The 25,289-nt window shown below is 44.1% G+C and carries 22 protein-coding genes; 12 read left to right on the top strand and 10 right to left on the bottom strand.

The genetic code is table 11. From position 1 onward, the window contains the following. Positions 1 to 55 precede the first annotated feature (55 nt). The 3 genes from VXP95_RS10360 to VXP95_RS10350 form a co-directional block, all read right to left on the bottom strand. Positions 56 to 982, bottom strand: coding sequence for an AEC family transporter (locus tag VXP95_RS10360; RefSeq protein ID WP_416711990.1), 927 nt, complete (start codon positions 980 to 982; stop codon positions 56 to 58). Between the two features lie 60 nt (positions 983 to 1,042). Beyond that, positions 1,043 to 2,152: an NADH:flavin oxidoreductase/NADH oxidase gene (locus tag VXP95_RS10355; RefSeq protein WP_416711989.1), complete on the bottom strand. Its 1,110-nt coding sequence runs from the start codon at positions 2,150 to 2,152 to the stop codon at positions 1,043 to 1,045. Positions 2,153 to 2,245: 93 nt separating this feature from the next. Continuing rightward, positions 2,246 to 3,514: a carbohydrate porin gene (locus tag VXP95_RS10350; RefSeq protein WP_416711988.1), complete on the bottom strand. Its 1,269-nt coding sequence runs from the start codon at positions 3,512 to 3,514 to the stop codon at positions 2,246 to 2,248. A gap of 397 nt (positions 3,515 to 3,911) precedes the next feature. On the opposite strand from VXP95_RS10350, the gene mutM reads away from it, so the two are divergent. Together mutM and VXP95_RS10340 are read left to right on the top strand one after the other, a co-directional pair. Then, a complete protein-coding gene (gene mutM, locus VXP95_RS10345; protein ID WP_416706068.1) occupies positions 3,912 to 4,772 on the top strand; it encodes a bifunctional DNA-formamidopyrimidine glycosylase/DNA-(apurinic or apyrimidinic site) lyase in 861 nt (286 codons plus the stop codon). Beyond that, entirely contained in the window at positions 4,769 to 5,053 is a 285-nt protein-coding gene (locus tag VXP95_RS10340; protein ID WP_064097089.1) for a peptidylprolyl isomerase, read from the top strand. Before mutM ends, VXP95_RS10340 begins: the two co-directional genes overlap by 4 nt. A 178-nt stretch (positions 5,054 to 5,231) precedes the next feature. Here VXP95_RS10340 and mscL read toward each other — a convergent pair whose 3' ends face one another. Then, the gene (gene mscL, locus VXP95_RS10335; RefSeq protein ID WP_064097088.1) at positions 5,232 to 5,675 is read right to left on the bottom strand and encodes a large conductance mechanosensitive channel protein MscL; all 444 of its coding nucleotides are present in this window, start codon (positions 5,673 to 5,675) and stop codon (positions 5,232 to 5,234) included. A 179-nt stretch (positions 5,676 to 5,854) separates the two neighbouring features. Beyond that, positions 5,855 to 7,693, bottom strand: coding sequence for a translational GTPase TypA (gene typA / locus VXP95_RS10330; protein WP_416711987.1), 1,839 nt, complete (start codon positions 7,691 to 7,693; stop codon positions 5,855 to 5,857). Positions 7,694 to 7,867: 174 nt separating this feature from the next. On the opposite strand from typA, the gene VXP95_RS10325 reads away from it, so the two are divergent. From VXP95_RS10325 to VXP95_RS10315, 3 genes are all read left to right on the top strand, one after another. Then, positions 7,868 to 9,238 (top strand): uracil-xanthine permease family protein, encoded by a 1,371-nt coding sequence (locus VXP95_RS10325; protein ID WP_144725345.1) that lies wholly within the window; start codon positions 7,868 to 7,870, stop codon positions 9,236 to 9,238. A 66-nt stretch (positions 9,239 to 9,304) separates the two neighbouring features. Beyond that, on the top strand, positions 9,305 to 10,339 hold the full coding sequence (locus VXP95_RS10320; RefSeq protein ID WP_416711986.1) for a methyltransferase: 1,035 nt from the start codon (positions 9,305 to 9,307) through the stop codon (positions 10,337 to 10,339). After that, positions 10,339 to 11,802, top strand: a complete 1,464-nt coding sequence (locus VXP95_RS10315; protein WP_144725349.1) for an amino acid permease — start codon at positions 10,339 to 10,341, stop codon at positions 11,800 to 11,802. The genes VXP95_RS10320 and VXP95_RS10315 overlap by 1 nt, the downstream gene beginning before the upstream one ends. Positions 11,803 to 11,857: 55 nt before the next feature. On the opposite strand, the gene VXP95_RS10310 is transcribed toward VXP95_RS10315, so the two are convergent. Continuing rightward, positions 11,858 to 12,391, bottom strand: coding sequence for a peptidase C39 (locus VXP95_RS10310; RefSeq protein ID WP_416706070.1), 534 nt, complete (start codon positions 12,389 to 12,391; stop codon positions 11,858 to 11,860). 103 nt (positions 12,392 to 12,494) lie between these two features. After that, complete coding sequence (gene omp38 / locus VXP95_RS10305; protein ID WP_064097083.1) at positions 12,495 to 13,622, bottom strand: outer membrane protein Omp38; 1,128 nt, start codon at positions 13,620 to 13,622, stop codon at positions 12,495 to 12,497. A gap of 376 nt (positions 13,623 to 13,998) precedes the next feature. On the opposite strand from omp38, the gene VXP95_RS10300 reads away from it, so the two are divergent. From VXP95_RS10300 to VXP95_RS10290, 3 genes are all read left to right on the top strand, one after another. Further along, entirely contained in the window at positions 13,999 to 14,520 is a 522-nt protein-coding gene (locus VXP95_RS10300) for a GspH/FimT family pseudopilin (protein WP_064097082.1), read from the top strand. A gap of 112 nt (positions 14,521 to 14,632) precedes the next feature. Continuing rightward, positions 14,633 to 15,808 carry a thiolase family protein gene (locus VXP95_RS10295; RefSeq protein ID WP_191731270.1) on the top strand — a complete coding sequence of 392 codons (1,176 nt, stop codon included), beginning with the start codon at positions 14,633 to 14,635 and terminating at the stop codon, positions 15,806 to 15,808. A 151-nt stretch (positions 15,809 to 15,959) separates the two neighbouring features. Then, entirely contained in the window at positions 15,960 to 16,409 is a 450-nt protein-coding gene (locus tag VXP95_RS10290) for a VOC family protein (protein ID WP_144725355.1), read from the top strand. Positions 16,410 to 16,473: 64 nt separating this feature from the next. Here the strand turns inward: VXP95_RS10290 and VXP95_RS10285 are convergent, their stop codons facing one another. The 3 genes from VXP95_RS10285 to VXP95_RS10275 form a co-directional block, all read right to left on the bottom strand. Further along, positions 16,474 to 16,959 carry a DUF934 domain-containing protein gene (locus tag VXP95_RS10285; RefSeq protein WP_144725358.1) on the bottom strand — a complete coding sequence of 162 codons (486 nt, stop codon included), beginning with the start codon at positions 16,957 to 16,959 and terminating at the stop codon, positions 16,474 to 16,476. Next, a complete protein-coding gene (locus tag VXP95_RS10280) occupies positions 16,952 to 18,595 on the bottom strand; it encodes a nitrite/sulfite reductase (RefSeq protein WP_416711985.1) in 1,644 nt (547 codons plus the stop codon). The genes VXP95_RS10285 and VXP95_RS10280 overlap by 8 nt, the downstream gene beginning before the upstream one ends. 254 nt (positions 18,596 to 18,849) lie before the next feature. Continuing rightward, complete coding sequence (locus tag VXP95_RS10275; RefSeq protein WP_416711984.1) at positions 18,850 to 19,971, bottom strand: CaiB/BaiF CoA transferase family protein; 1,122 nt, start codon at positions 19,969 to 19,971, stop codon at positions 18,850 to 18,852. Between the two features lie 213 nt (positions 19,972 to 20,184). Between VXP95_RS10275 and VXP95_RS10270 the strand changes: the two genes are divergently transcribed. The 4 genes from VXP95_RS10270 (at position 20,185) to VXP95_RS10255 (ending at position 25,252) form a co-directional block, all read left to right on the top strand. Then, the gene (locus VXP95_RS10270) at positions 20,185 to 21,195 is read left to right on the top strand and encodes an AraC family transcriptional regulator (RefSeq protein WP_064097078.1); all 1,011 of its coding nucleotides are present in this window, start codon (positions 20,185 to 20,187) and stop codon (positions 21,193 to 21,195) included. Between the two features lie 195 nt (positions 21,196 to 21,390). After that, complete coding sequence (locus VXP95_RS10265) at positions 21,391 to 22,596, top strand: acetyl-CoA C-acetyltransferase (protein WP_416711983.1); 1,206 nt, start codon at positions 21,391 to 21,393, stop codon at positions 22,594 to 22,596. Between the two features lie 11 nt (positions 22,597 to 22,607). Next, positions 22,608 to 24,743 carry a 3-hydroxyacyl-CoA dehydrogenase NAD-binding domain-containing protein gene (locus VXP95_RS10260; protein WP_416711982.1) on the top strand — a complete coding sequence of 712 codons (2,136 nt, stop codon included), beginning with the start codon at positions 22,608 to 22,610 and terminating at the stop codon, positions 24,741 to 24,743. A 161-nt stretch (positions 24,744 to 24,904) separates the two neighbouring features. Then, positions 24,905 to 25,252: a hypothetical protein gene (locus VXP95_RS10255; protein ID WP_416711981.1), complete on the top strand. Its 348-nt coding sequence runs from the start codon at positions 24,905 to 24,907 to the stop codon at positions 25,250 to 25,252. Positions 25,253 to 25,289 lie beyond the last annotated feature (37 nt).

Genomic DNA, 25,289 nt, shown 5'->3' with positions numbered 1-25,289 from the left:
AAGCCCCACACATCGGGGGCTTTTTTTAATGACAGAGCATTCATCTTCTAAAAGATTATCCCCACCATAAAGCAATTAAACCACTGGTCACCATAAAACCGGCAATAGTACTCATCAACAATGGGGTTAAGGCTCGATCATTCAACCCATACGCCTGCCCCAACATGCCAAAAATCGTGGGCATTGGCAAAGCTGCAATCAATGTACCGGCACGAACCATTTCCTGATTTAAGTCCGTCAACTGGCTTAGCCCCAGATACATCAAGAGTGGCATGATAATATTGCTGGAAAATACCAGATAAAAACTTTGCAGGTTGACATATCTCAGGCTCATTCCCACGATACCACCGCCAATTGCGAACAGGGCCAGCGGTGAGGCAGTCTGACCAATCAAGGCAAACATCTGATCGAGATAGACCGGAATTCTAATCTGGAATACAGCACAGGCCATCCCGAGCATCACCCCCATAAACAGGGGATTTTTTAGCAAGGTGAGCAATGCACTTTTTAAAATGGAACCCAGATTCGCCTGATGTTGTGTTCCCATTGCCGCGAGTACCAGCACCAGCGGAATCAGCAATACACTTTCAATGATCACCACCAGAGAGGTATAGGTCATCGCCTGCTGTCCCATCAATAGACTCAGCACAGCCGTACCAATCAGACCGGTATTTGACATTGCGGCGCCTAGAGACAGGACAGCACTTTGCGAATGCGTATTCTGAAAATACTGGCGCATGATCCAGAAGCCACTGCCATAGAGCACTAAGGTCACGCTGCTATACACTGCAAAGTATTCAAAATACCAGATTTCATGCAGGTCTTTGGAGGCAAGGGATTGAAAGAACAGCAAGGGTAAGGCCACTTTAATGACAAAAGCACCGACCGTACCTACCTGCTCCTTGCTTAATACTTGACTCTTTACAGTCAGATAACCCAGTGTCAATAATAAAAATATGGGCACAATGACCGCAAAAATCATAATACACTATCCTCTTGCCATCGATTTCCTATTATAAGAATTTCTGACACTAAAGCAGTGTTAAAAAGGCTCAAATAAATGATTCAACCCATGTGGGGCACTGCGCAGATATTGCGGTGAAATTTTGATTTTTTCCTCAAGTGCTGCGGCTGCATGCCAAGGCCAATGTGGATCGTACAGAATGGCACGGGCAATGGCGATGGCATCGGCCTGGCCTTTTTGCAGAATATCTTCTGCCTGCTCTGCTTCAGTGATCAATCCCACAGCAATCACAGGAATACTCACCACTTTCTTGATCGCATCTGCAAAAGGCACCTGATAATTCGGTTTCACATCAATGTGCTGTTTGACATGCAGTCCGGCACTGGAAATATGAATATAGGCAGCCCCAGCAGCTTCCAGTGCTTTAGACAATTCAATTGAAGAATCAATGGTCCAGCTGTCTGGCTGATCCATCCAGTCGCTGGCCGAAATACGTACCCCGATCGGATAGCCTTCCGGAACTGCAGCCTTCATGGCTTGCAATACTTCCAGTGTCAGACGAATCCGGTTTTCTAGTGAACCACCATACTGATCATCGCGTTTATTTGAAAGTGGTGACATAAACTGATGCAATAAATAACCATGTGCTGCATGCAACTCAATCATGTCAAAGCCGGCATCCACTGCACGTTTGGCACTTTTTGCAAAGTCGGCAATGACTTGCTCAATTTCTGAATGGCTTAGGGCTTTGGGTGGATGTTCGTCTGCCTGAAACGGCAGATTACTTGCAGAAACGGTTTGCCAGCCATGGGGCTGATCTGGCGCGATCTGCCCTTTGCCTGACCAGGGTTTATCTGTAGAAGCCTTACGTCCGGCATGTGCGAGCTGAATCGAAAATGGCATTGGCGATATAGATTTGACCTTGGTCAGTAATGCTTTTATTTGGGCAGCTTGCTGATCATTCCATAAGCCTAAGTCGGCATAACTGATCCGGCCTTCTGGCTGTACCGCAGTCGCTTCCACAATACATAGACCCGCACCAGAGAGTGCATAACTTGCCCATTGCTGCTCATGCCAATAGGTGATTTCACCCTGCTCTGTGGCTGAATATTGACACATCGGTGCAATAATAATCTTATTGCTGAGTGATAATAAACCAAACTGTAGCGGTTGAAATAATAATGTCACGTGGTATTCCCTCTTTCTTCATGTCAAGTATGATCGGGCAATAAAAAACAGGCTTTAATAAGCCTGTTTAGTTATAACGTGAAGCATCACTTTTTAGAAGATCAGGCGACTGCTTAAACCGAGCACGAGCGCATTATCTACGTTATTGCTTGACCCTGGATTCACCACATATTGCAGGTTTGGACGTAACATCAGCCACTTTGTTGCATTATAGCTATAGTTGAGTTCAATATTGTATTCTGCATCTGCATTCAAAGCTGGACGCGAATCTGCGAAGCGATGATTGACATGCACACGGTTAACCGCCAAGCCCAGAATATCATTTGACTGAGTGTCAACTAAACCGATATATTTCACACCAATTTGTTGTGAATTATCCACTTTGTTAGTATCGCGGTCATGCCAGGTAAAGTTGGCAAAACTGTGTAAACCTTTGCGACCTGCGCCTGTTGAAGTGAGCTGTTGTTCCACTGCTAACCAGCCTGCAAAGGTACGGTTTTTGGCATCTGCAGGATGGGCAATATCTTTCTGGTTGGCAACTTCATCGGCAGTATTGTACATCCCGCCAATACGGTAGCTGCCCGGCAAGCCATTCACCAATGATTTCGGTGTCCATACGATTTCTGCAGGAATGGTTACGCCATCGGCATGGTCGGTATCCAGACTCCAGCCTTGACCTTCTTTGGCACCATTACCATTATCTGGATTAAACTCGTAGACACCAACTTGTATCGCGAGTTCAGGGGCCACTTGCTGCTTCACCCGTGCACCCCATTGTGCAACTGGCGTATTCATCCAGATATTGCCCTGCCATTTGCCCATTTGCGCTGCACAGAATGCCGTACTGGCAAAATCGCAGGCCATGACATTAAAATCCATGCCCAGACCAAGACGGCCTGCCTTAATACTGAGCCCCTGGTCTTTAAAATTCTTCTCAATGGACAGCTCGCTCAGGCGGCTATCCTGATTACCGCGTCCAAAAGTGCCTTGTACATTTGCCAACTGTGGGGCATTAGTATCCTGCAGATCACGAATAGAGGTACTTTGCCCCTGACGTGCAGTCATCGCGGCACGTATAGTGATACCTTCCCATCCTGCCAGTTTTTCCATGTCCAGTTGACTACCCAGCCATAATTGGGCAGAAGTTAATGGATCTGCACCCTCATTACGGCCACCATCAGCAAGATATGCGGTATCGGTTAACAGATTGGCTTCAAATTTGATCCCCTGTTGGGCCAGTTTTGTACGTTGACCATTCCAGTCCCCCAGTAAATACTGACCTTGTGGATCAAATGCAGTTTCCGCTTGTGCGGTTGTCATGGCAGCCAACAAAGGCAATAGAGCTAGACCTAAATATTTCATGTAAAACCCGAACATAAGGAGAAAAACAAGCAAGGTTTTAAAATTGCTTTCAGGCACATGAAGTTACATAAATTTTCATATAAATTCTCAGCTTTTTTTTTATTATTGATTAAACTTTTAGTTATGCTTTAAATATAAAAATATAATTTTTATTTTGATACTTTAAATTATTTATATATTTTTCAAAATTTTATAATTTACTCAATTTTATCGTGAGGTTTATTCAACTAAAATTCTGCTAGAAAGGCCTAAAAATAAAGTTCATTTTTTAAACAAAATACAGCTTAAATAAATATGAAATATCTGGCCATTTTCCAATTATTTCCTTTAGATTAATGCTTGCAATCCTGGCCGATTCACCCAATATTAGCTGCATCTCCCTCGCCAGCGATGTGTTATGCCTGAATTACCAGAAGTCGAAACCACCAAAATCAGTTTATTACCCTTATTGGAACAACGCGTGAAACGTGTTGAAGTACGCCAGTCAAGTTTACGCTGGCCCATTCCGGAAAATATAGAGAAGCTGGTGGGACAGAAATTGCTCAAGCTTAGTCGCCGTTCCAAATATATTCTGGCGGAGTTTGAACATGAGACGATGCTCTGGCATTTGGGCATGTCTGGGAGTTTCCGTCTATGCGAGAGCACTGAAGAATTACGCAAACATGACCATCTGATTATCCAGTTTGAAGATATTCAACTGCGTTATCACGACCCTCGCCGTTTTGGCTGTATTCTTTGGCTAGATGCCCAATCCCAAAGCAAATTGATCGACACCTTGGGACCAGAACCCTTAAGTGAGAGCTTTAATGCCGAGTATTTGTTTGAAAAACTGAAGAATAAAAATGTTGGCACCAAAGTTGCAATTATGGATAACCATGTGGTGGTGGGCGTAGGCAATATTTATGCGACTGAAAGCCTGTTTAATATGGGCATTCATCCAGCACAACCTGCCTCTACATTGAGTTTTGAGCAGATTGAAAAACTGGTCGTTGAAATTAAGCGCATTTTAAAACAGGCAATTGATCTGGGTGGCTCAACCCTAAGAGACTACACCAATGCCATGGGCGAAAATGGCTATTTCCAGCAAACCTTGCTGGCTTATGGCCGCGCTGGTGAAATGTGCGTGAACTGTGAAACTACGCTTGAAAATATTAAATTGGGGCAACGGGCTTCCGTTTTTTGTCCTGAATGCCAACCTTTGAAAAAGCGCCAGCTCCCTGTCAAAAAAATGGCAACTGTACGAGGGAAAAAGTCATGAAAACAGCCATTGTGCGTCATATTCTGGTCAAAGACAAAGAAACTGCAGAACAGCTTAAAAAGAAGATTTTAAGTGGCGCAGACTTTAATAAAATCGCCAAACAGTATTCGACCTGTAATTCTGCCAAACGTGGTGGTGAGCTGGGTGAAATCAAAAAAGGCCAGCTGGTTCCAGTGATTGATAAACTGGTTTTTACTGCAGCAGAACGGGTATTGCATGGCCCGGTTAAAAGCCAGTTTGGTTTCCATTTAGTCGAAATTAAGTTTCGGGCAGATTTCTAAATATTTTTCTTTTCTTCTTTTAAGCGGTGAGGAATATAATCCGCAAGGGTAACGAGATATTTAAATAAATTAGATTATATTTAAGCTCTCCCTTTGCGAAACAATGTGTCTCATCTCTTGGCCGCAGAGGGAAATTAAAAAAACGGCGCAATAGGCGCCGTTTTTTAATCCCTGGAACTTAAGCTTCAGGATCAGGACGTTTTTTTAACTCGTCACGAATTTCACGTAACAATGCGACATCTTCCGGTGTCTCTTCCGTAGTAGGTTCTGCTTCCTGCTTACGGCGCAACTTGTTCATCGCTTTAACTAACAGGAATACCACCCAAGCCAATAACAAGAAATTGATCAGAATAGTCAAAAAGTTACCATAAGCAAAAACGTTTAGGCCAGCCGCTTGGGCCTGAGCGAGTGTGGTGACATTATTCGGATTATCCCCCAGTACCAAGAACCAGTTGGAATAGTCAACATCTCCGCCTAAAATCCAGCTGATTACCGGCATAACAATGTCTTTGACCATCGAGTCGATGATTTTATTGAATGCACCACCAATGATGACACCAATCGCCAGATCCATCACATTGCCTTTGATGGCAAACTCTTTAAATTCTTGAATAATACTCATGTCTGCTCCCATATTTTATTTTCAAGTTTTGGGCTAAATTATACCTGACTAGAAACTTCTAATTTTGACTTAGTTTAATACGATTTAATAAATTACGATGTGAGCATAGCGTAAATATAAAAAAACCGTAATCTTTTCGAAGATTACGGTTTTTAGTAAGCGGGCCAATAATCTACAGATTATTTACCTGAACGGTTACGTTTACGTTCGTTTTCAGTCAAGAAACGCTTACGGATACGGATTGACTTAGGTGTTACTTCTACTAACTCATCATCTTCAATGAATTCAAGCGCTTGTTCAAGCGTATATTCAATTGCTGGAACAAGGGTCAACGCTTCATCTGTACCAGAGGCACGTACGTTCGTTAACTGTTTCGCTTTAGTCGGGTTAACTGTCATGTCGTCTGAACGAGAGTTAATACCGATGATCATACCTTCGTAAACTTCTAACTGAGGTTTAGCGAATAGACGACCGCGGTCTTGAAGCGTGAACAATGCATAGCCCAGGCAAGTACCTTGAACCATAGAAATCAATACACCGTTTTGACGTTTCGCAACAGTACCTTGTTTCATTGGACCGTAATGCGAGAAGCTTGACGTCATGATCCCTGTACCAGAAGTCATGGTCAGGAATTCAGAACGGAAACCAATCAAGCCACGTGAAGGAACAGTTGCTTCAATACGGATACGGCCTTTACCGTCAACTTCCATATTGGTCATTTCACCTTTACGGAAACCCATTTGTTCCATTACAGCACCTTGATGCTGTTCTTCAACGTCAAACGTTACGTTTTCGTATGGCTCTTGTTGTTCACCATCAATTTCTTTGATGATTACTTGCGGACGGGATACACCCATCTCGAAGCCTTCACGGCGCATGTTTTCAATCAGAACTGAAAGGTGAAGTTCACCACGACCAGACACTTTAAAACGGTCCGGACTGTCAGTATCTTCAACGCGAAGTGCTACGTTGTGAATCAATTCGCGGTCTAGACGTTCACGGATATTACGTGAAGTCACGAATTTACCTTCTTTACCAGCAAACGGTGAGTTGTTTACCTGGAAGGTCATCGATACTGTAGGTTCATCTACAGATAATGGAGGTAAAGCTTCAACATTTTTCGGATCACAAATGGTGTCAGAAATGTTGAGTGCATCGATACCCGTTACACAAACGATATCGCCTGCAGAAGCTTCTTCAACGTCAACGCGATCTAGACCATGATAACCCATGATTTTTAAGATACGGCCGTTACGTGTTTTGCCCTCTTTATCGATTACAGTGACTTGTGTATTCAATTTTACTGAACCACGTTGAATACGACCAATACCGATAACACCAACGAAGCTGTTATAGTCAAGTGAAGACACTTGCATTTGGAATGGACCATCAACGTCAACTTTTGGTGGTTCAACGATATCTACAATCGTTTGGAACAACGGAGTCATGTCTTCAGCAAGTTCTTCTGGAGAAGGACCAGCAACACCACGAAGGCCTGAAGCATAAACAACCGGGAAGTCTAACTGTTCGTCAGAAGCACCCAAGTTATCAAACAAATCAAATACTTGGTCAATTACCCAGTCTGGACGCGCGCTTGGCTTGTCAACTTTGTTAATAATTACGATTGGTTTTAAACCACGTGCGAATGCTTTTTGCGTTACGAAACGTGTTTGTGGCATCGGGCCTTCTTGTGAATCTACAAGAAGAAGTACGCAGTCAACCATCGACATTACACGTTCAACTTCACCACCGAAGTCGGCGTGTCCCGGGGTGTCCACGATGTTAATGCGGTATTCAGTATTGGTACGTTCATCTAACCATTTGATTGCAGTATTTTTTGCAAGAATGGTAATACCACGTTCACTTTCAATAGCACCGGAATCCATGACACGCTCGATCTCACCCGCGCGATCACCGAGAGCACCTGATTGTTGCAAAAGTTTGTCTACAAGAGTGGTTTTACCATGATCGACGTGCGCAATAATGGCGATGTTACGGAGAGTTTTAATATCTGACATGTAAATTCAATGCGTGTGTAATTTGAGGGCAAATTATACAGAAAAATACAAAACTTTTATAGTCACTGTAGCCCTACTCCTCAACTTTTTTTGTCTGGTCGAGGCTTTTTTGATTTTGTAAAGACGTGTAACTCGATTAGAATAGCGCCATCCAGCCTTATTTTGCATTGACACATGTCTGATTTTAATCAATCTCCTCCTTCTAAAGATCAACTCGACCTGGTATACGGTCTGGATGATCGTCCAAAACCCCTGATTGCTTTTCTAGCTGCTTTCCAGCATTTATTAGCGATTATTGTTCCGATTGTGACCCCTGGCCTGCTGATTTGTCTGGCGCTTGGTGTTTCCAAAGAAGACACCAACATGATTTTATCCATGTCTCTGGTGATCTCGGGTATCGCGACTTTTTTACAGTCTAAAAAAGTAGGGCCATTTGGTGCCGGTCTGCTGATCGTTCAGGGAACCAGTTTCAACTTCATCGGTCCAATTATTGGTATTGGGTCAGCCATGGTGGCTGCGGGTACACCTGTAGAAGCAGTCATGGCGTCTATCTTTGGTGTAGTGATTGCAGGTGCATTCATTGAAATGGGCGTGTCACAAATTCTGCCTTGGATCAAAAAACTGATTACCCCTTTGGTCACCGGAATTGTCGTACTTCTGATTGGCTTGACCCTGATTAAAGAAGGTTTAATCAGCATGGGTGGTGGTTATCAGGCCATGAGCGATAAAACTTTTGCCAATGCCGACAACCTGATCATGTCTTGTACCGTCCTGGCACTGATTATTATTCTGAACCGTATCCGGATTACCTGGGTAAAAAGTTCTGCCATTTTGATCGCTCTGGTTTGTGGTTATATCCTGGCGGGCTTTATGGGCCATCTGGATTTTTCCGGCTTAAAAGATGCACCTCTGGTACAGATTCCGACTCCCATGCATTTCGGTTTAAGCTTCTCCTGGAGCCTGTTTATTCCGATGGCATTTATTTACCTGGTGACCTCTTTAGAAGCGATTGGTGATATCACTGCGACTTCAAAGCTTTCCAACCAGCCAGTTGATGGTCCAAAATGGATGCAGCGCATTAAAGGCGGTGTACTGGTCAATGGCGCGAATTCATTCCTTGCCGGTATTTTTAATACCTTCCCAAGTTCAGTATTTGCACAAAATAATGGTGTAATCCAGTTGACGGGCGTAGCAAGTCGTTATGTCGGCATCTGGATTGCTGCTTTGCTGGTTATTCTTGGTTTGTTGCCTGCAGTTGCTGGTATTATTCAGGCCGTTCCACAAGCGGTACTGGGCGGCGCAGTCATGGTCATGTTTGGCGCAGTCGCAGCCTCTGGTATTAACATTCTGTCTGGTGTCCATCTGGACCGTCGCGCCCTGCTGATTATTGCGATTTCACTGGCACTGGGTTTAGGTGTTGCACAAGTTCCACAAATTCTTGAGCATCTTCCTGAGTTATTCCGTAATATCTTTAGCTCAGGCGTTGCCACTGGTGGTATCGCTGCCCTTATTCTGAATGTGGTACTTCCTGAAACAAAGAAGTAATTTCATGTCCAAAGAACACTGTCTAGGTCAGGCTTAGGCAGTGTTCTTTATATTGGAGAGATACCTATGGATCCTAAAAGCGAAGTTTTATTAAGACAATATGATTTTTTGTCGGGTCGCATCTTACTGATTAATGCACCGACAGATAATCTGCTCGCTGAATTCGATGCCTCTATCAATCCGGCTGTCTGGACATGGAATTTTAACGATTTTCAATATTTCCAGTCACAACAAGCAGATGTGCATTTTGGTGCAGAAATGCCTGAAGCTGAATTTGATCAGGCAGTTATTTTTGTACCCAAGTCTAAAGAACTGTTGAATTATTTACTGCACACTGTGGCAGCGCAGCTTAAACCGGGCAACAGTATTTTTTTGGTCGGTGAAAAGAAAGGCGGGATAGAACGCGCAGCCAAACAGTTGCAGCCTTTTGGTAAAACTCTCAAACTTGACAGCGCACGTCATTGCCAGCTTTGGCAATTGGTTCTAGACTATACGGTCGAGAAAAAAGCACTTGCAGACTGGGCACAGCGTTATACCGTATCGACTCCAAATGGTGACCTGAATATTTGTGCACTTCCAGGCGTCTTTAGTCAAAACCGTTTGGATGTAGGAACTGCCACGCTATTACCTTATTTGTCACAAGTCACTTCAGGTAAAATTGCCGACTTTGGGTGTGGTGCGGGGGTGATTAGCGCGTATCTGGCAAAGTTGAATCCGAAAAACCGGATTTTTGCCATGGATGTTGATGCCTTTGCACTGGCTTCTACACAAATGACATTTGAAGAAAACCAGCTTACTCCTGAACAGATTGAAATCAAAGCGGTTACAGGCATTGAGGATGCACCCTTGTTCCTGCATGCCATTGTCAGTAATCCGCCTTTTCATATGGGAATCGAGACCGATTACACGGCAAGTGAAACCTTATGTAAAACCTCGCGTCGTCATTTAAAATCAGGCGGCGAGCTTTGGATCGTGGCCAACCGTTTCTTGAACTATCCTACCCTGATTGAACAAAACTTTGGTCGCTGCACAGTGAAAGCGGATCAACAAGGCTTTAAAGTGCTCTTCGCCAGCACTCAAAAAAATGTTAAGGAATCATGATGAGCGAAACGCAAAATACGATGCAGCTGCAGCGTAAGCTGGGTGCTCGTCATCTGAATATGATCGCCATTGGCGGATCCATTGGTACAGGTTTATTTTTGGCCTCAGGTGCGACCATTGCCAATGCTGGACCAGGTGGTGCACTGCTTGCATATGTACTGATTGGGATCATGATTTATTTCCTGATGACCAGCTTGGGGGAGCTTGCCACGCACAATCCGACTTCAGGTGCATTTTTCACTTACGGCACCAAATATGTCGAAGGTGGTTTTGGTTTCGCTTTAGGCTGGAATTACTGGTACAACTGGGCCATTACCGTGGCTTTTGAACTGGTTGCCGTTCAGTTCATTATGAAATTCTGGTTTCCCGATATACCGGGCGTGTACTGGAGCGCCATTTTTCTTGTCATTATTTTTGGGATTAATGCCCTGACAGTAAAAGGCTTTGGCGAATCTGAGTTTTTCTTTTCGCTGATTAAAGTCCTTGCAATCATTGCCTTTATCATTATCGGGATCTGGATGATCGTGAAGATCATGCTGACTCCGGGTGCAGAAGCATTTGCCAACTGGAGCATTGGCGATGCACCTTTTGTCGGTGGCTTTCAGGCATTAATTGGTGTGGCGATGATTGCCGGATTCTCCTTCCAGGGTACCGAAATGGTCGGTGTCGCGGCAGGTGAATCGAAAGATCCAAAGAAAACCATTCCGGTAGCCATTAAACAGATATTCTGGCGTATCCTGTTGTTTTATATCGTGTGTATTTTCGTTATCGGCACATTGATTGCCTATAATGACCCACGTTTATTACAGGCAGCTGCAACCGACGATATTGCACTTTCTCCTTTTACCTTATTGTATGAAAAAGCTGGTTTTGCCTTTGCTGCCAGCATCATGAATGCGGTGATCTTGACCGCTATTCTATCTGCAGGTAACTCGGGCATGTATTCATCTACCCGTATGCTGTTTGATATGGCACGTAAAGGTAGTGCACCTAAAATGTTTGCGCGTCTAGACCCGCGTGGTGTGCCAATGAATGCACTCTATGCCACGACTGTAATCGCAGCTCTGTGCTTTCTGACCACTTTCTTTGGTGAGCAGGAAGTCTTTAACTGGCTGCTGAACATGTCAGGAATGTGCGGCTTTATCGTCTGGCTCGGTATTGCCATTTCCCATTACCGCTTCCGTAAAGGTTATCTGGCACAAGGATATAAACTCGAAGATCTGGCTTATCGTGCCAAATTTTTTCCTTTTGCTCCCTGGTTTGCATTTATTCTGTGTACGATTGTCGTTCTGGGTCAGAACTATCAGGATGTTTTGGCCGGTCACTGGATGGGCGTATTATCGACCTATATCAGTATTCCGCTATTCCTGGCCATCTGGTTCGGCTACAAATGGAAGAAAAAAACCAAACTGGTGTCTTATCAGGAAATGGATGTACAGCCCATGAAGCTTGATCAGGAATAACCCAGTCAATAATCAAAAAAAGCAGTCTCAGGACTGCTTTTTTAATCTCTCTATTTTAGCTATTTCGCATTACAAAGTTACGGTCATCAATCACAATCGCTTGCTGACAGATTCCATCTACCCGACGTTGCTGCTCAAACACATGCGCCGGCATTGCCTCAAAGCTATCAAAGAAACTGATTTCCTGCTCATCAATAGCATAAATTAACGAGTGATTCCCTACCCTGTCTAAAGTGTCATAGAACACAATCACAAAACGACCTTCACCTGCCTTTTTTTGAATTTCTGCATATGAAAGAGGAGATTCATAAACAGGTAATTTGAGTTCTTGGGCCTTTTGATAAAATTCTACTTCAACAGGCTGTTTATCCGGATCAACTTCTGTAAAAAATTCAGCATCCAGCCCCAAGGTTTTGAGCGCAACTGCGAGCGCAATAGTTGAAGTTCCCATCTCATCATCGTGCCGTGTCAATTGCACCAGATCAGGAATATGTAGATCGATACCATAATGATGAAAGATCATCCAAATTGCATAAATACCACTATTGGCTTCCAGACTCAGCAAGTCTTGAGGAAGTTCTATGCTCATGCCTTTACTCAAAATCATTTTAGAGCAGCAAGTGTATGCAAAAAACAGCCATAAAAAAAGCGACTCCTTAGAGTCGCTTTTTCAGTCTGTGTTCAATAACGAATTATTGAGCAGCAGGAGCTTGTTGTTGCATAACTGGTTCAGCTAGAACAGTACGGCTACCAGTAATTGTCGCGAATACACGACGGTTCATAGCACGACCTTCTTTAGTAGTGTTATCAGCAATCGGTTGATCCCAAGCGAAACCTTGAGTAGACAAACGAGATGCATCTACGTTGTATTCGTTCACAAGTGAAGACTTAACAGAGTTAGCACGAGCTAGAGACAAACGTTCGTTCAATGCACGTGGACCAGTGTTATCAGTATGACCTTCGATGCGAGCAGTAGCGTTTGGATATTCAACTAGCTTCTCAGCAACTTTCGCGATTTCTGGTTTGTACTGATCTTTGATGTTTGACTTGTTAGTATCAAAGAATACACGAAGTTCCATGTTCAGGTCTTCAGTCAACTCTTGTGGAGCTGGAGCAACTGGCTCAACTGGAGCAACTTCAACTACTGGAGCAGCTGGCTTCAGGTGACCACCTAGAACTACGTTAAGACCAGCAAGTGCTGTATAGTTCCAGAACTCGTGATCAAAGTTATACGTAGCACGAGCTTCAGTACGTAGTGATAACGCGTCATTTAACTGCCAGAAAGCACCGATACCTGTATTTGCTAAAGTACCTTCTGAAGTATTACCACGGTCACGACGTACTGGAGCTGTTGGGCTGTTAAGACGAGTTAAACCATCAAATTTATATTTGTAGTGACCCGCACCCGCCAATAGGTAAGGCTTAACTTTGCTGTCATAGTTACCAGTGATTAAATCAGAAGTAACATAGAAGTTACCGTTGATTTGAGTTTGCTTATACTCAGCGCCTGGTTCAACTTGTGATGGACGACCATCAGTAATGTAACGAAGTGATTGGTTAACATCACCTTTTACCTGGTTATATTCAGCCTCGAAACCTAACCATGGAGTTAGTTCTACACCAAGTGCTGCACCAACGAACAAGTCGTTTTGCATTTCGCCTTGACCGAGTTGTGCAGATAACAAGTGGGACTGACCATTGTTATGTTTGGTGTCTTGCCAAGTATAACCCAGCATTAATGGAGTAACAGTTACGCCTGCGTTTGCAGCAGCAAAAGGTGCAACTACAAGCATAGCTAAAGCAATACGACTCATTTTCATGGATTTATCCTCCAGAGATAACAATTGTTGTTCAAGCTCAAGCCTTATAAATAGGCCATCCTGAGATAGGCTTTTTATTACCCCAGTATTATTCTTAAGCTATTCACATGGCATCATACAAACACTTTATTATTTTTCCAAGTGCTTGATTAATCTAATCAAGTAAATTATTGACAAAATTACTTACAATTTCCGTTGTAATTCGGTAACTTTTTACTCAATTTTTTATTCTGAATGACCTATTGTGATTGCCAATTATTTTTAACAGCTTTCTTTAAACTTAAGTAAGCAATGAATTACACGCTCAATAAAGCATAAAAAACATATAATTAATAGCACCCTTATAAGAAAAATAATATATAAATCAGGTAACTCTATGTATAAAAAAATAACAAGAGCGTTTACTATTGTTGAGTTAATTATCTGTATTGCAATGATTGCAATTCTCGCCAGTATCGCGCTTCCTTACTATCACGAGTACCGAGCCAGACAGGAAGCTCAAAACATACCGATCAAGTTATCTACAATTAATCGTTATGCACGCAGCCAGGCTGCAATTTTGCGACAGAATGTAGTGATCTGCCCAAGCCAGGATTCTCTCACTTGCCAAGCCAATCAATGGAACAAGACTATGCTGGTTTTCATTGATAAAAATAAAAACAGGCAAGTGGATACAGGTGAGACCATTTTACATATTGATGTAGTTAATCTCAAATACGGTAACCTGAGTTGGCGAGGAGCTTTGAGCTTACCAAGTGTCACTTATCAGGCACAAACAGGTCTGCCTATTGGTTCAAATGGCAGTTTCTACTACTGTTCTGCCCAGTTTTCTAGCCAACAGCGTATTGTACTTAGCAAAATGGGGCATATCCGGAGGGAAAGTCTTCCCTCATGTTAATAGAACTATCCAGTTTATGCTTCGGTACGATTAAAGCTTCAATCGTCAGTTTTTTTCAATATACTGCTTAAGTTCAAGATAAAACGATCAAAACTGATAGGGAGATACAACAATGACTGACATCGTAATTGTAAATGGTGCACGTACAGCCATGGGTGGCTTTCAGGGCAGTCTGGCCAGTGTAACTGCACCGGAACTGGGTGCTGTCACTATTAAGGAAGCAATTGCCCGTGCGGGTCTGCAACCAACGGATATTGAAGAAGTCATTATGGGTTGTGTACTCCCTGCAGGCTTAAAGCAGGGTCCTGCACGTCAAGCGATGCGTCAAGCTGGTCTTCCAGATTCTACTGGTGCGGTAACCATTAATAAATTATGTGGTTCAGGCATGAAAGCCGTCATGCAAGCGGCTGACATGATTAAAGCTGGTTCTGCAAATATCGTGGTTGCCGGCGGTATGGAATCCATGACCAATGCGCCTTATGTATTGCCAAAAGCACGGGGTGGTTTCCGTATGGGCCATGGTGAAATCAAGGATCATATGTTCCTGGATGGCTTGGAAGATGCTGAAACAGGTCGTTTGATGGGTTCATTTGCCCAAGATATGGCAAATACCAGAGGTTATACCCGCGAGCAGATGGATGATTTTGCGATTCGCTCATTAAAGCGTGCGCAAACTGCGGTCAATGAAGGCTACTTTGCTGATGAAATCGTGCCTGTAACAGTTAAAACCCGTAAAGGTGATGTGGTCGTTGATAAAGACGAACAGCCGTTCAATGCTAACATCGATAAAATTCCAACTTTGCGTCCTGCTTTCGCTAAAGACGGTACGATTACGGCGGCTAATGCCAGCTCGATTTCAGATGGTGCATCAGCTTTAGTAATTACCTCGGCTGACAATGCAGCAGCAAAAGGGTTGAATCCTTTGGCTAAAATTGTTGCCTATGCATCGAATTCTCAACATCCATCTGAGTTTACGATTGCTCCAGTCGGTGCAATCCAGAAAGTGCTCGATAAAACTGGATGGGCCGCTTCTGATGTCGACCTTTGGGAAATCAATGAGGCCTTTGCCATGGTGACCATGTGCCCAATGGATGAGTTCAAGCTAGACCCTGAAAAAGTCAACATCAATGGTGGTGCATGTGCACTCGGCCATCCTGTGGGTTCTACCGGTTCACGTATTATCCTGACTTTGATTCATGCACTAAAACGTACCGGTGGCAAGAAAGGGATTGCAGCTCTGTGTATTGGTGGGGGTGAAGCGACTGCTGTGGCGATTGAATTACTGTAACCTCTTCCCTCATCCCATCCCTCTCCCATAGGGAGTTAAAAATCCTCCTGATCTGGGGGATTTTTTTCGCTTACATCTTGATAAGGCTTGCTCGCGCAAAATACCGCAAAGTGGCGTAGATTAAAGCAAGTAAATAAAAGGGAGTTCTCCCATGCAACTGAATCATTACCTCAATTTCCAAGGTCAGGCTGAAGCAGCCTTTAACTTTTATAAATCAGTTTTTGGAGGCGAATTTTCAAGTCTGAGTCGTTATGGTGAAATGCCAGTTGAAGAAGGTGTCACACTGTCGGAAGCGGATAAAAATAAAATCCTGCATATCTCACTTCCCATTAACGATTTTACAGAACTGATGGCATCTGATACGAATGATCAATTTTGCACGCAAACCAATACTGTGTTCATGCAAGGTAATAACCACTATATTTCCATTAACTTAGACGCCAGCGAGCAAGCTGAAGCACAACGACTCTTTGATGCTTTATCGGTGAATGGTCAAATTGAGATGCCACTAGAAAAGACCTTTTGGGGCGCACTTTATGCTGCCTTTAGCGATCAGTTTGGAATTCACTGGATGATCAACTGTCAACTTGAAGAAAATTAAAGATTTTTATTAAGACATAAAAAAGCCGGAATCAATCCGGCTTTTTATAGCAGCATAATTTAAATTATGCACCTGTTTGATAATGTGCCTGTGCAACCGCAGTCGATGCCTGATACGGATTTTTGAAATCATTCAAACCTGCAGCAGCTTCCTGAATATCTTTACCTTCTTTAATCACGAAAGTATCGAAACCAGAACGCTTCATGTAGTTCAACACATCTTTGAATACATCCCCAGTAGCACGCAGTTCACCTTGGAAACCTTGACGACGAAGCAGCGCTGCAAATGAATAACCACGGCCATCATTAAAACCGGCAAACTCGATAAAGATTGCGTCTAGCTGGTCCAGTGGAAATTCATGGTTTTCAGGAGAAGCATCGACAGTTAAGTACAATGCTTTTTTACCTGATACATTGCCAATCTGGTCTAACTGGTCCACAGTCAGAACCACATCACCCTGTGGCAAAACACCATCTTCACCCATCAATTGATAGGTATTGTCTGCAATCGTGCCATCTTTAGAGAGCACTTGAAGTGCGGTATTAAGCATATGCACGCTCCTTGAATGGTTGAATGCCGACACGGCGATAAGTATCGATAAACTCTTCACCTTCCTGACGCAGGTCAAGATAGGTATTCAGAATTTCTTCTACAATATCCGGCACTACTTCGGCTGCAAATGATGGGCCAAGAATGTCACCAATTGACGCATCATGATCCGCATTTCCACCAAGCGTAATCTGGTAGAATTCTGCACCTTTCTTGTCTACACCTAAAATACCGATGTTACCCACGTGGTGATGACCACAGGCATTCATACAACCTGAAATATTCAGATCCAGTTTGCCTAAATTGTAAATGGTATCCAGGTCATCAAAACGGCGTGAAATTGCTTCCGAAATTGGAATGGATTTGGCATTGGCCAATGAACAGAAATCACCGCCCGGGCAGCAAATAATGTCGGTCAAGAAACCAATGTGTGCACGTGCCAGGTTATGCTGATCAAGGATCTGCCATAACTCAAACAGGTTTTTTTGCGGTACATCCACAAGCGCAATATTTTGCTCATGTGTAGTACGCAGCTCACCAAAAGTATACTTGTCTGCAAGCTCTGCAATCAGGTTCATTTCTTCAGTGCTGACATCACCCGGTGCAATTCCGGCACGTTTCAGTGAAATCGTCACGATGCGATAACCTTTCACTTTATGTGCATTGGTATTGATGTTGAACCACTGTTTGAATTTTGGATATTGCGCGAACAATTCAGTGAAATCTTCATCTGCATAATCTTGGTAATCGAATGGCGTAAAGTTCTCATCCATTTTTGCCAAGGTGTCTGCATCGATTTTCAGTGTTTTAATCGTATGCTCAAATTCAGCTTCAACTTTCTCGGCAAATACAGCTGGTGTTAAGGCTTTTACCAGAATCTTGATCCGCGCTTTATATTTGTTGTCGCGACGGCCGTGCAGGTTATATACACGAAGTACTGCTTCCAGATAAGCAATCAGGTCTTCTCGTGGCAAGAACTCACGGATAAAGCTACCAATCACTGGCGTACGGCCGAGACCACCACCCACTTTGATTTTATAGCCCATTTCGCCTGCTTCATTACGCACGATATATACACCAATATCGTGGAATGCAGTGGCTGCACGGTCAATCTCTTCCAGCGCAGAAACTGCGATCTTAAATTTACGTGGCAAGAAAGCAAATTCCGGATGAAAGGTAGACCATTGACGGATCAATTCACAGGTCGGACGCGGATCGGCAACTTCACCGGCAACCACACCTGCATACTGGTCCGTCGTGGTATTACGGATACAGTTCCCTGAGGTCTGGATCGCATGCATTTGCACCGTCGCCAGTTCAGCCAGCATATCCGGCACATTTTCCAGTGCAGGCCAGTTAAACTGGATATTTTGGCGAGTCGAAATATGCGCGTAGCCACGGTCATATTCTTTTGCCAAATCAGCCACTTTACGAAGTTGTTTTGAATTCATCAAACCATATGGCACGGCAATACGTAACATTGGCGCATAACGCTGTACGTACAAACCATTTTGCAGACGAAGCGGACGATACTCATCTTCAGTGAGTTTACCGGCTAAATAACGTTCCGTCTGGTCTCGGAACTGTGCAACACGTTCATTAATCAGTTGCTGATCAAAATCAGTATATAAATACATGGCGTACAGCTAGTAGTTTCTATTATATCGCCGGCAAGGATAGCGAGATTGAACCTATCAATAAAATGCTTTTTATACATATTTCATAGCGGTTTTATTGATAAGCCTGACAAAATTTCACGGATCTCTGTATTTACAGCATTGGATTAAATTTAAAGTAATAATGATGAAAATCTTCAATCATTATTACTTATTTTCATATAGAAAGATTTATCTCTACTTTCGTTATCTAATCTATTAACACTTGAAAAATGCTACCAATTTTGGCTCTCTCCCAATTGCTGCCCTACAAATTCATAACGTATCGTGGAACGTGAAAATTTAATCGGACAAGCCAGTTGTGCTTCAGTTTGCTGACTGCGGGCTTTAAGTGGCACCTGTACCATCCAGCCTCGCTGCTGGGCCAGATCAGAATGCAAGGCTTCTTCAAGTTTGAGTACCGGTTCGACGCAGACATCCAGCGCGGCAAACTGTGTTTGCCATTCAGATAAAGGCTTGGTCTTGATTTTATTTTGGATCGCCTGCTTCACCTCAGTACGATCTTCTTCAGCAAAAGAATTGCCCTTTTCCAGAATAATTGGCAGCTCTAAGGCCTGTGCCAGCCCCTGCATAAATTGTGGTTCCAGACTGCCAATTGACAGATAACGTCCATCCTGAGTTTCATAATAGTCGTAAAAAGTTCCGCCATTCAGATAGCCCGATTCCGGTCGTTGATGCTGATTGCCAGCCAGACTGGCAGATGCGGCCAGATTATTCATCGTCACCACGCAATCGGTCATGGATATATCAATATATTGCCCTTTGCCACTTTGCTGACGTTCAATTACGGCAGCCAAAATTGCAATTACGGCATGCAGGGAACCACCTGCAACATCGGCAACCTGAATTCCCAAAGCTGGTGGACCATTTTCAATCCGGCCACTGTGTCCGGCAATTCCGGACAAAGCCAGATAGTTAATGTCGTGGCCTGCCTTATCTTTATATGTGCCAGTTTGGCCATAACCGGTAATGGAACAGTAAATCAGTTTCGGATTAATTTCGCTTAAGGTTTGATAGTCTAGCCCTAGACGTTGCATCACACCGGGACGAAATTGCTCAATCACAATGTCATAATCTGCAATCCTGGCTTTGACCAGTTCGATATTTGCAGGATCTTTCAGATCCAGAGCAACCGATTGCTTGTTACGGTTCAGATAACTCTGTGAGGTGGCCTGCCCATTGGCAAAAGGTGGCATTAACCGTAGCAGGTCCGGTCGGGTTGGTGATTCAATATGCACAACTTCTGCACCTAAATCAGCAAGATATAGAGTGGCAAACGGGCCGGGTAAAAGTGTAGAAAAGTCTAGGATTTTCAATCCTTTTAATGCATATGACATTGGAGTATTTACTCTACTTCTATTGCTTTTTTTAGCATCATAAGAATATAAATGCACAAAAACAATGTCATGTTCAGCCATTTACCTTGATAGTTTCGGCAATCTAATATGTAAGAAAATGGCAAAGGTATTCTTGTAAATTGCCATTGCTTTATTATTTTTCGTCATTTAGGTCAATTATTAGTGAACATTAAAGAGACTGAAGGATTAAACATGAGTCGTGATACGATCAGTATCCATTTCGTCAACGCAGCTCTATCTGGCGTTAAACGTCTGGGCATGGATGTCGATACTTTATTGTCTCACGTCGGGATTGAAGCAGAACTGCTGCATCAGCCCAAAGCGCGTATTTCACCTGAACAATATACCCGCTTTATAAAAATGTTGTGGATGGTGACTCAGGACGAGCATGTCGGTTTTGACAAACAGCAACGCCGTCTGGGTACGTTTGCGATCATGTGCCAGCTGATTATTCATGCCAAAACCCTCGGTGATGCACTGGAACTTTCTTCCCAGTTCTACAAACTCTTCGGTGATGACTGGTCGGTGACCCTGGAACGTGACAAGCATGAAGCACGTCTGGTGCCATTGATTCCAAATGCAATGGATCCGGATCATTTTATTACCGAAAGTATGCTAATGATCTGGCACGGTCTGGCTTCCTGGCTTATTGAGCGTCGTGTACCGCTGGAACGCGTACACTTTAGCTATCCGCGTCCAGCCCATGCCGATGAATATGATGCTTTATTCTTTGCACCAGTGATGCAGTTTGACATGCCACGCACTGAAATTACCTTTGCTGCAGACTATCTGGACCTGCCCGTTCGCCAGAATGAAGAAACTCTGGAAGAGTTTTTGAAAGCAGCACCGGCCCAACTGCTGGTGAAATTCAAAAATACCAATTCACTGACCTCCAGAATCCGTGATGTGCTGAAGAGCCAGATTGGTGAAGAAATGCCAACCTTGAATGATGTGGCATCGATGTTATATCTATCACCGCAAACCTTGCGTCGCCGTCTGGCAGCCGAAGGTAAAAGCTATCAAGGTGTGAAAGATGCCTTGCGCCGTGATGCCGCAATTCACCTGTTACTTAACCCTGATCTTACCCTTGAAGATGTCGCGCAACAGGTCGGTTTCAGTGAAACCAGTACCTTCCACCGTGCTTTCAAAAAATGGACAGGTGTGACTCCGGGTCTGTATCGTCAATTACACGGTTATCATTAAGCTAATACTCCCGAACCGATAAAAATTAAAATCGTTTCTCTCCGCCTAAGCTCCCTAGCTTAGGCTTTTTTTATGGTTAAAATTGGCTAAATCGCTCAAATGATCTGGCCCGTTCTCGTCATTGCACTTCAAAAATTAAGTATTACACTCGAGTCATTAGAATAAATTTCATCAAATCAATAAAAGGGACAAGCTATGAGCGAGGCATATATTATTGACGCCATTCGTACCCCACGCGGAAAAGGCAAAAAAGATGGATCTTTATATCAGGTAAAACCCATTTCCTTACTGACTGGCTTACTCAACGAACTTCAGGCGCGTCATCAGTTTGATACCGCAAAAGTGGATGATATCGTGCTCGGTTGTGTCACCCCGATTGGTGATCAGGGTGCCGATATTGCCAAAACGGCTGCCATCGCTGCCGGCTGGGACAATGATGTAGCGGGTGTGCAAATTAACCGTTTTTGTGCGTCCGGTCTGGAAGCTGTCAATCTGGCCGCACAAAAAGTCCGTTCTGGCTGGGAAGATCTGGTTGTTGCAGGTGGAGTCGAATCCATGTCTCGCGTGCCGATGGGTTCAGACGGCGGTCCTTGGGCACTGGACCCTGAAACCAATATGGCCTGTGACTTTATTCCACAAGGTATTGGTGCAGATTTGATTGCTACCATTGACGGTTATAGCCGTGCAGATGTAGATCAGTTTGCCGAACAATCACAAAAGAAAGCAGCTGCCGCTCAAGCCAATGGTTATTTCAACGCCTCTGTTATCCCGGTAAAAGACAAAGCTGGTGTAGTAATTCTGGACAAAGACGAATTTATCAAACCGACAACGACTGCAGAAGGCCTGGGCAAACTCAATCCAAGTTTCGCCACTATGGGGCAAATGGGCTTTGATGCGATTGCCCTGCAAAAATATCCTGAAGTGGGCGCTATAAATCATGTGCATCATGCCGGGAATTCTTCAGGCATTGTCGATGGTGCGGCTGTGGTTTTGATCGCATCGAAACAAGCAGTAAAAGAACAAGGTCTGAAGCCACGTGCCAAAGTACTGGCGACGGCACTGGTCGGTGCAGATCCAACCATTATGCTGACCGGCCCTGCCCCGGCTGCTCGTAAGGCCTTGGCGAAAGCCGGTTTAACAATTGATGATATTGACCTGTTTGAAGTCAATGAAGCTTTTGCTGCCGTGGTGATGCGCTTTATCAATGAGATGAAGGTTGATCCTGCCAAGGTGAATGTTAACGGCGGTGCAATTGCCATGGGACATCCACTCGGTGCGACTGGTGCGATGATTTTAGGGACATTACTGGACGAGCTAGAACGCCAGGGCAAAAAGCGGGGTCTGGCTACACTTTGTGTGGGTGGCGGTATGGGCATCGCAACCATTATTGAACTGGTATAAGGAGAAAAATAATGAGCGCAATTCAATATCAAAAAAATGAAGATAATATTGTTTTTTTAACGTTTGATTCTCCTAACCAGTCTGCCAATACCATGAATGCCGACTTTCGCACGGCACTGGATGAAGTCGTTGCCCAGTTACAAACAGATGAAGATATTGCTGGGATTATTTTCCGTTCAGCGAAAAAAACTTTCTTTGCTGGTGGTGATCTGGACGAACTGATTCAAGCCACTCCGGAACATGCAACTGAATTCTTCAATATGATTGAAGAGATGAAAGCCAAACTACGCTATATCGAAACTCGCGGTATTCCTGTGGTTGCTGCTCTGAATGGTACGGCGCTTGGCGGTGGCTGGGAAATTGCCCTGTGTGCCCATCATCGTATTGCCCTGAATGACCCTAAAAGCAAATTTGGCCTGCCTGAAGTCACACTGGGTTTATTACCAGGTGGCGGTGGTATCGTCCGCAGCGTCCGCCTGCTCGGTCTGCAAAATTCCCTTCCTTTATTGATGGAAGGCAAACAGTTTGGTGTGGATAAAGCCAGATCTTTAGGGTTGATTCATGAGGTCGCAGACAGTACCGATGAATTGCTGGAAAAGGCCATTGCCTGGATCAAAGCCAATCCAAAATCTCAGCAGCCATTCGATGTAAAAGGCTATAAAATTCCGGGTGGTAGCCCTTCGACACCAGCAGTTGCCCAGTTGCTGGCAATTGCTCCGGCGATGCTGCGCGATAAAACCAAAGGCTGCTACCCTGCACCTGAAGCGATCATGTCGGCTGCGGTAGAAGGTGCACAGGTCGATGTCGATACAGCCCTGACCATTGAATCACGTTACTTTACTTATCTTGCCATCGGTCAAATTTCTAAAAATATGATTAGCACCTTCTGGCATGGCCTGAATACGATCAAGTCCGGTGCCAGTCGCCCTCAAGGTATTGAAAGATGGAAAGCCACGAAAGTCGGTATTCTAGGTGCGGGCATGATGGGGGCTGGGATCGCCTACGCGACTGCCAGCACAGGCATTCCTGTGGTATTAAAAGATATTTCAATCAAAGCGGCTGAAAAAGGCAAAGCCTATAGCCAGAAACTGCTGGATAAAAAAGTCGCTCAAGGGCGTTTATCAGCCGAGAAACGAGATCAGGTTTTAAGCCTGATTCAAACAACTGCATCTAATGCAGATCTAGCCGGTTGCGACCTGATCATTGAAGCAGTTTTTGAAAATCCCGCGCTCAAGGCTCAAGTCACGCAAGAGGCAGAGCAATATCTTGCCAGCAACGGCGTAATGGCTTCGAATACCTCGACCCTGCCGATCACAGAATTAGCCCAGGCTTCAAAAAATGATCAGAACTTTATCGGCCTGCATTTCTTCAGTCCGGTCGATAAAATGCAGCTGGTGGAAATTATCAAAGGTAAAAATACCTCGGCAGAAACGCTGGCCAAAGCTTTCGATTTCGTGCAGCAGATTGGCAAATTACCGGTTGTGGTAAATGACAGCCGTGGCTTCTTTACCAGCCGCGTGTTTGGTACCTTTGTGCAGGAAGGTTTACGCCTGCTGGCAGAAGGCGTACATCCGGCGCGAATTGAAATGGCTGCACTCAAAGCCGGTATGCCGGTAGGTCCGTTGGCGATTCAGGATGAAGTGTCCTTGACCCTGTCTGAACATGTAGCCAATGAAAGATACAAAGCTTTAGAAGCACAAGGTCAGACCATCACTAAATCACCTGCGGATGACGTGATTCACAGCATGATTCATGAATTTAACCGTAAAGGTAAGGCTGCAGGCGCAGGTTTTTATGATTATCCGGCCGATGCCAAAAAGCAGCTCTGGTCTGGTCTCAGCCACTGGAAAAAAGACAACGATATTTCTGAACAGGAAATGATTGACCGCTTCCTGTTTGTACAGGCACTGGATACCGTACGCTGTCTGGAAGAAGGTGTCCTTGAATCTGTAGTCGATGCCAATGTGGGTTCTATTTTTGGTATTGGCTTTACTGCTTGGACGGGCGGTGCTGTACAATTCTTGAATCAGTATGGACTGGCCAAAGCTGTGACCCGTGCCAAAGTACTTGAAAATAAATATGGCGAACGCTTCAAAGCTCCACAGCTCCTCAAAGATCGCGCAGCACATGCCCAGCCGATTCAATAGTGTTGCCACTTAAATAAAAAAGAGGAACGTGTTTCCTCTTTTTTATCTTTCAGATTTGCTTCAAGCACGGACAGAGTTATGTGATGACAGATTTTGATCTGCTTTTTGATCAATTTATGTTATAAAGTTACATAAGTTTGGTATCCACGTGGGTAAGACCTATGACTGATCACAGTTCACCTGAAAAATCTCCTTGGGGTTGGAAAGCACTTATTATCTTCTGTATTTTAGGTGGATTATTCATGCTTATTTTTTGGCTTGCAGTAAGTAATGAACCAGATTACATGCCAAGCCAGCAAAATAAACAGAACACCCAGCAACACGCTTTTAAAAATGCACCAACGATGTCTCCAGAAGCGCTTGCCAAAGCTCAGGCAGATCGTGAAGCACGTGAAGCTGCCAATGTGGCTCCTACAGATACGACAGCCACTGAGCATCATATGTCAGCTGAAGAACATGCCCACATGGATAATGCCGAGCACAGCTCAAATCCAGCACATGGCCACTGATCCAGATTCAGTCTATGCATAAAAAAGCGAGGTCAAT

Source organism: Acinetobacter sp. 226 (genome assembly GCF_048147925.1).
In the GTDB taxonomy this organism is placed as follows: domain Bacteria; phylum Pseudomonadota; class Gammaproteobacteria; order Pseudomonadales; family Moraxellaceae; genus Acinetobacter; species Acinetobacter pecorum.
The sequence above is the reverse complement of the archived record's forward strand: the minus strand, read 5'-3'. Positions and strand labels throughout refer to the sequence as shown.

Bases quoted from the DNA above. Each gene is read 5' to 3' on its own strand.
- VXP95_RS10255 (WP_416711981.1), top strand. From the start codon at position 24,905: ATGACTGATCACAGTTCACCTGAAAAATCTCCTTGGGGTTGGAAAGCA.
- VXP95_RS10275 (WP_416711984.1), bottom strand. From the start codon at position 19,971: ATGTCATATGCATTAAAAGGATTGAAAATCCTAGACTTTTCTACACTT.
- VXP95_RS10325 (WP_144725345.1), top strand. From the start codon at position 7,868: ATGTCTGATTTTAATCAATCTCCTCCTTCTAAAGATCAACTCGACCTG.
- omp38 (WP_064097083.1), bottom strand. From the start codon at position 13,622: ATGAAAATGAGTCGTATTGCTTTAGCTATGCTTGTAGTTGCACCTTTT.
- VXP95_RS10350 (WP_416711988.1), bottom strand. From the start codon at position 3,514: ATGAAATATTTAGGTCTAGCTCTATTGCCTTTGTTGGCTGCCATGACA.
- VXP95_RS10265 (WP_416711983.1), top strand. From the start codon at position 21,391: ATGAGCGAGGCATATATTATTGACGCCATTCGTACCCCACGCGGAAAA.
- VXP95_RS10360 (WP_416711990.1), bottom strand. From the start codon at position 982: ATGATTTTTGCGGTCATTGTGCCCATATTTTTATTATTGACACTGGGT.
- VXP95_RS10340 (WP_064097089.1), top strand. From the start codon at position 4,769: ATGAAAACAGCCATTGTGCGTCATATTCTGGTCAAAGACAAAGAAACT.
- VXP95_RS10295 (WP_191731270.1), top strand. From the start codon at position 14,633: ATGACTGACATCGTAATTGTAAATGGTGCACGTACAGCCATGGGTGGC.
- VXP95_RS10310 (WP_416706070.1), bottom strand. From the start codon at position 12,391: ATGAGCATAGAACTTCCTCAAGACTTGCTGAGTCTGGAAGCCAATAGT.
- VXP95_RS10300 (WP_064097082.1), top strand. From the start codon at position 13,999: ATGTATAAAAAAATAACAAGAGCGTTTACTATTGTTGAGTTAATTATC.
- mutM (WP_416706068.1), top strand. From the start codon at position 3,912: ATGCCTGAATTACCAGAAGTCGAAACCACCAAAATCAGTTTATTACCC.
- VXP95_RS10285 (WP_144725358.1), bottom strand. From the start codon at position 16,959: ATGCTTAATACCGCACTTCAAGTGCTCTCTAAAGATGGCACGATTGCA.
- VXP95_RS10280 (WP_416711985.1), bottom strand. From the start codon at position 18,595: ATGTATTTATATACTGATTTTGATCAGCAACTGATTAATGAACGTGTT.
- VXP95_RS10320 (WP_416711986.1), top strand. From the start codon at position 9,305: ATGGATCCTAAAAGCGAAGTTTTATTAAGACAATATGATTTTTTGTCG.
- VXP95_RS10270 (WP_064097078.1), top strand. From the start codon at position 20,185: ATGAGTCGTGATACGATCAGTATCCATTTCGTCAACGCAGCTCTATCT.
- typA (WP_416711987.1), bottom strand. From the start codon at position 7,693: ATGTCAGATATTAAAACTCTCCGTAACATCGCCATTATTGCGCACGTC.
- VXP95_RS10260 (WP_416711982.1), top strand. From the start codon at position 22,608: ATGAGCGCAATTCAATATCAAAAAAATGAAGATAATATTGTTTTTTTA.
- mscL (WP_064097088.1), bottom strand. From the start codon at position 5,675: ATGAGTATTATTCAAGAATTTAAAGAGTTTGCCATCAAAGGCAATGTG.
- VXP95_RS10315 (WP_144725349.1), top strand. From the start codon at position 10,339: ATGAGCGAAACGCAAAATACGATGCAGCTGCAGCGTAAGCTGGGTGCT.
- VXP95_RS10290 (WP_144725355.1), top strand. From the start codon at position 15,960: ATGCAACTGAATCATTACCTCAATTTCCAAGGTCAGGCTGAAGCAGCC.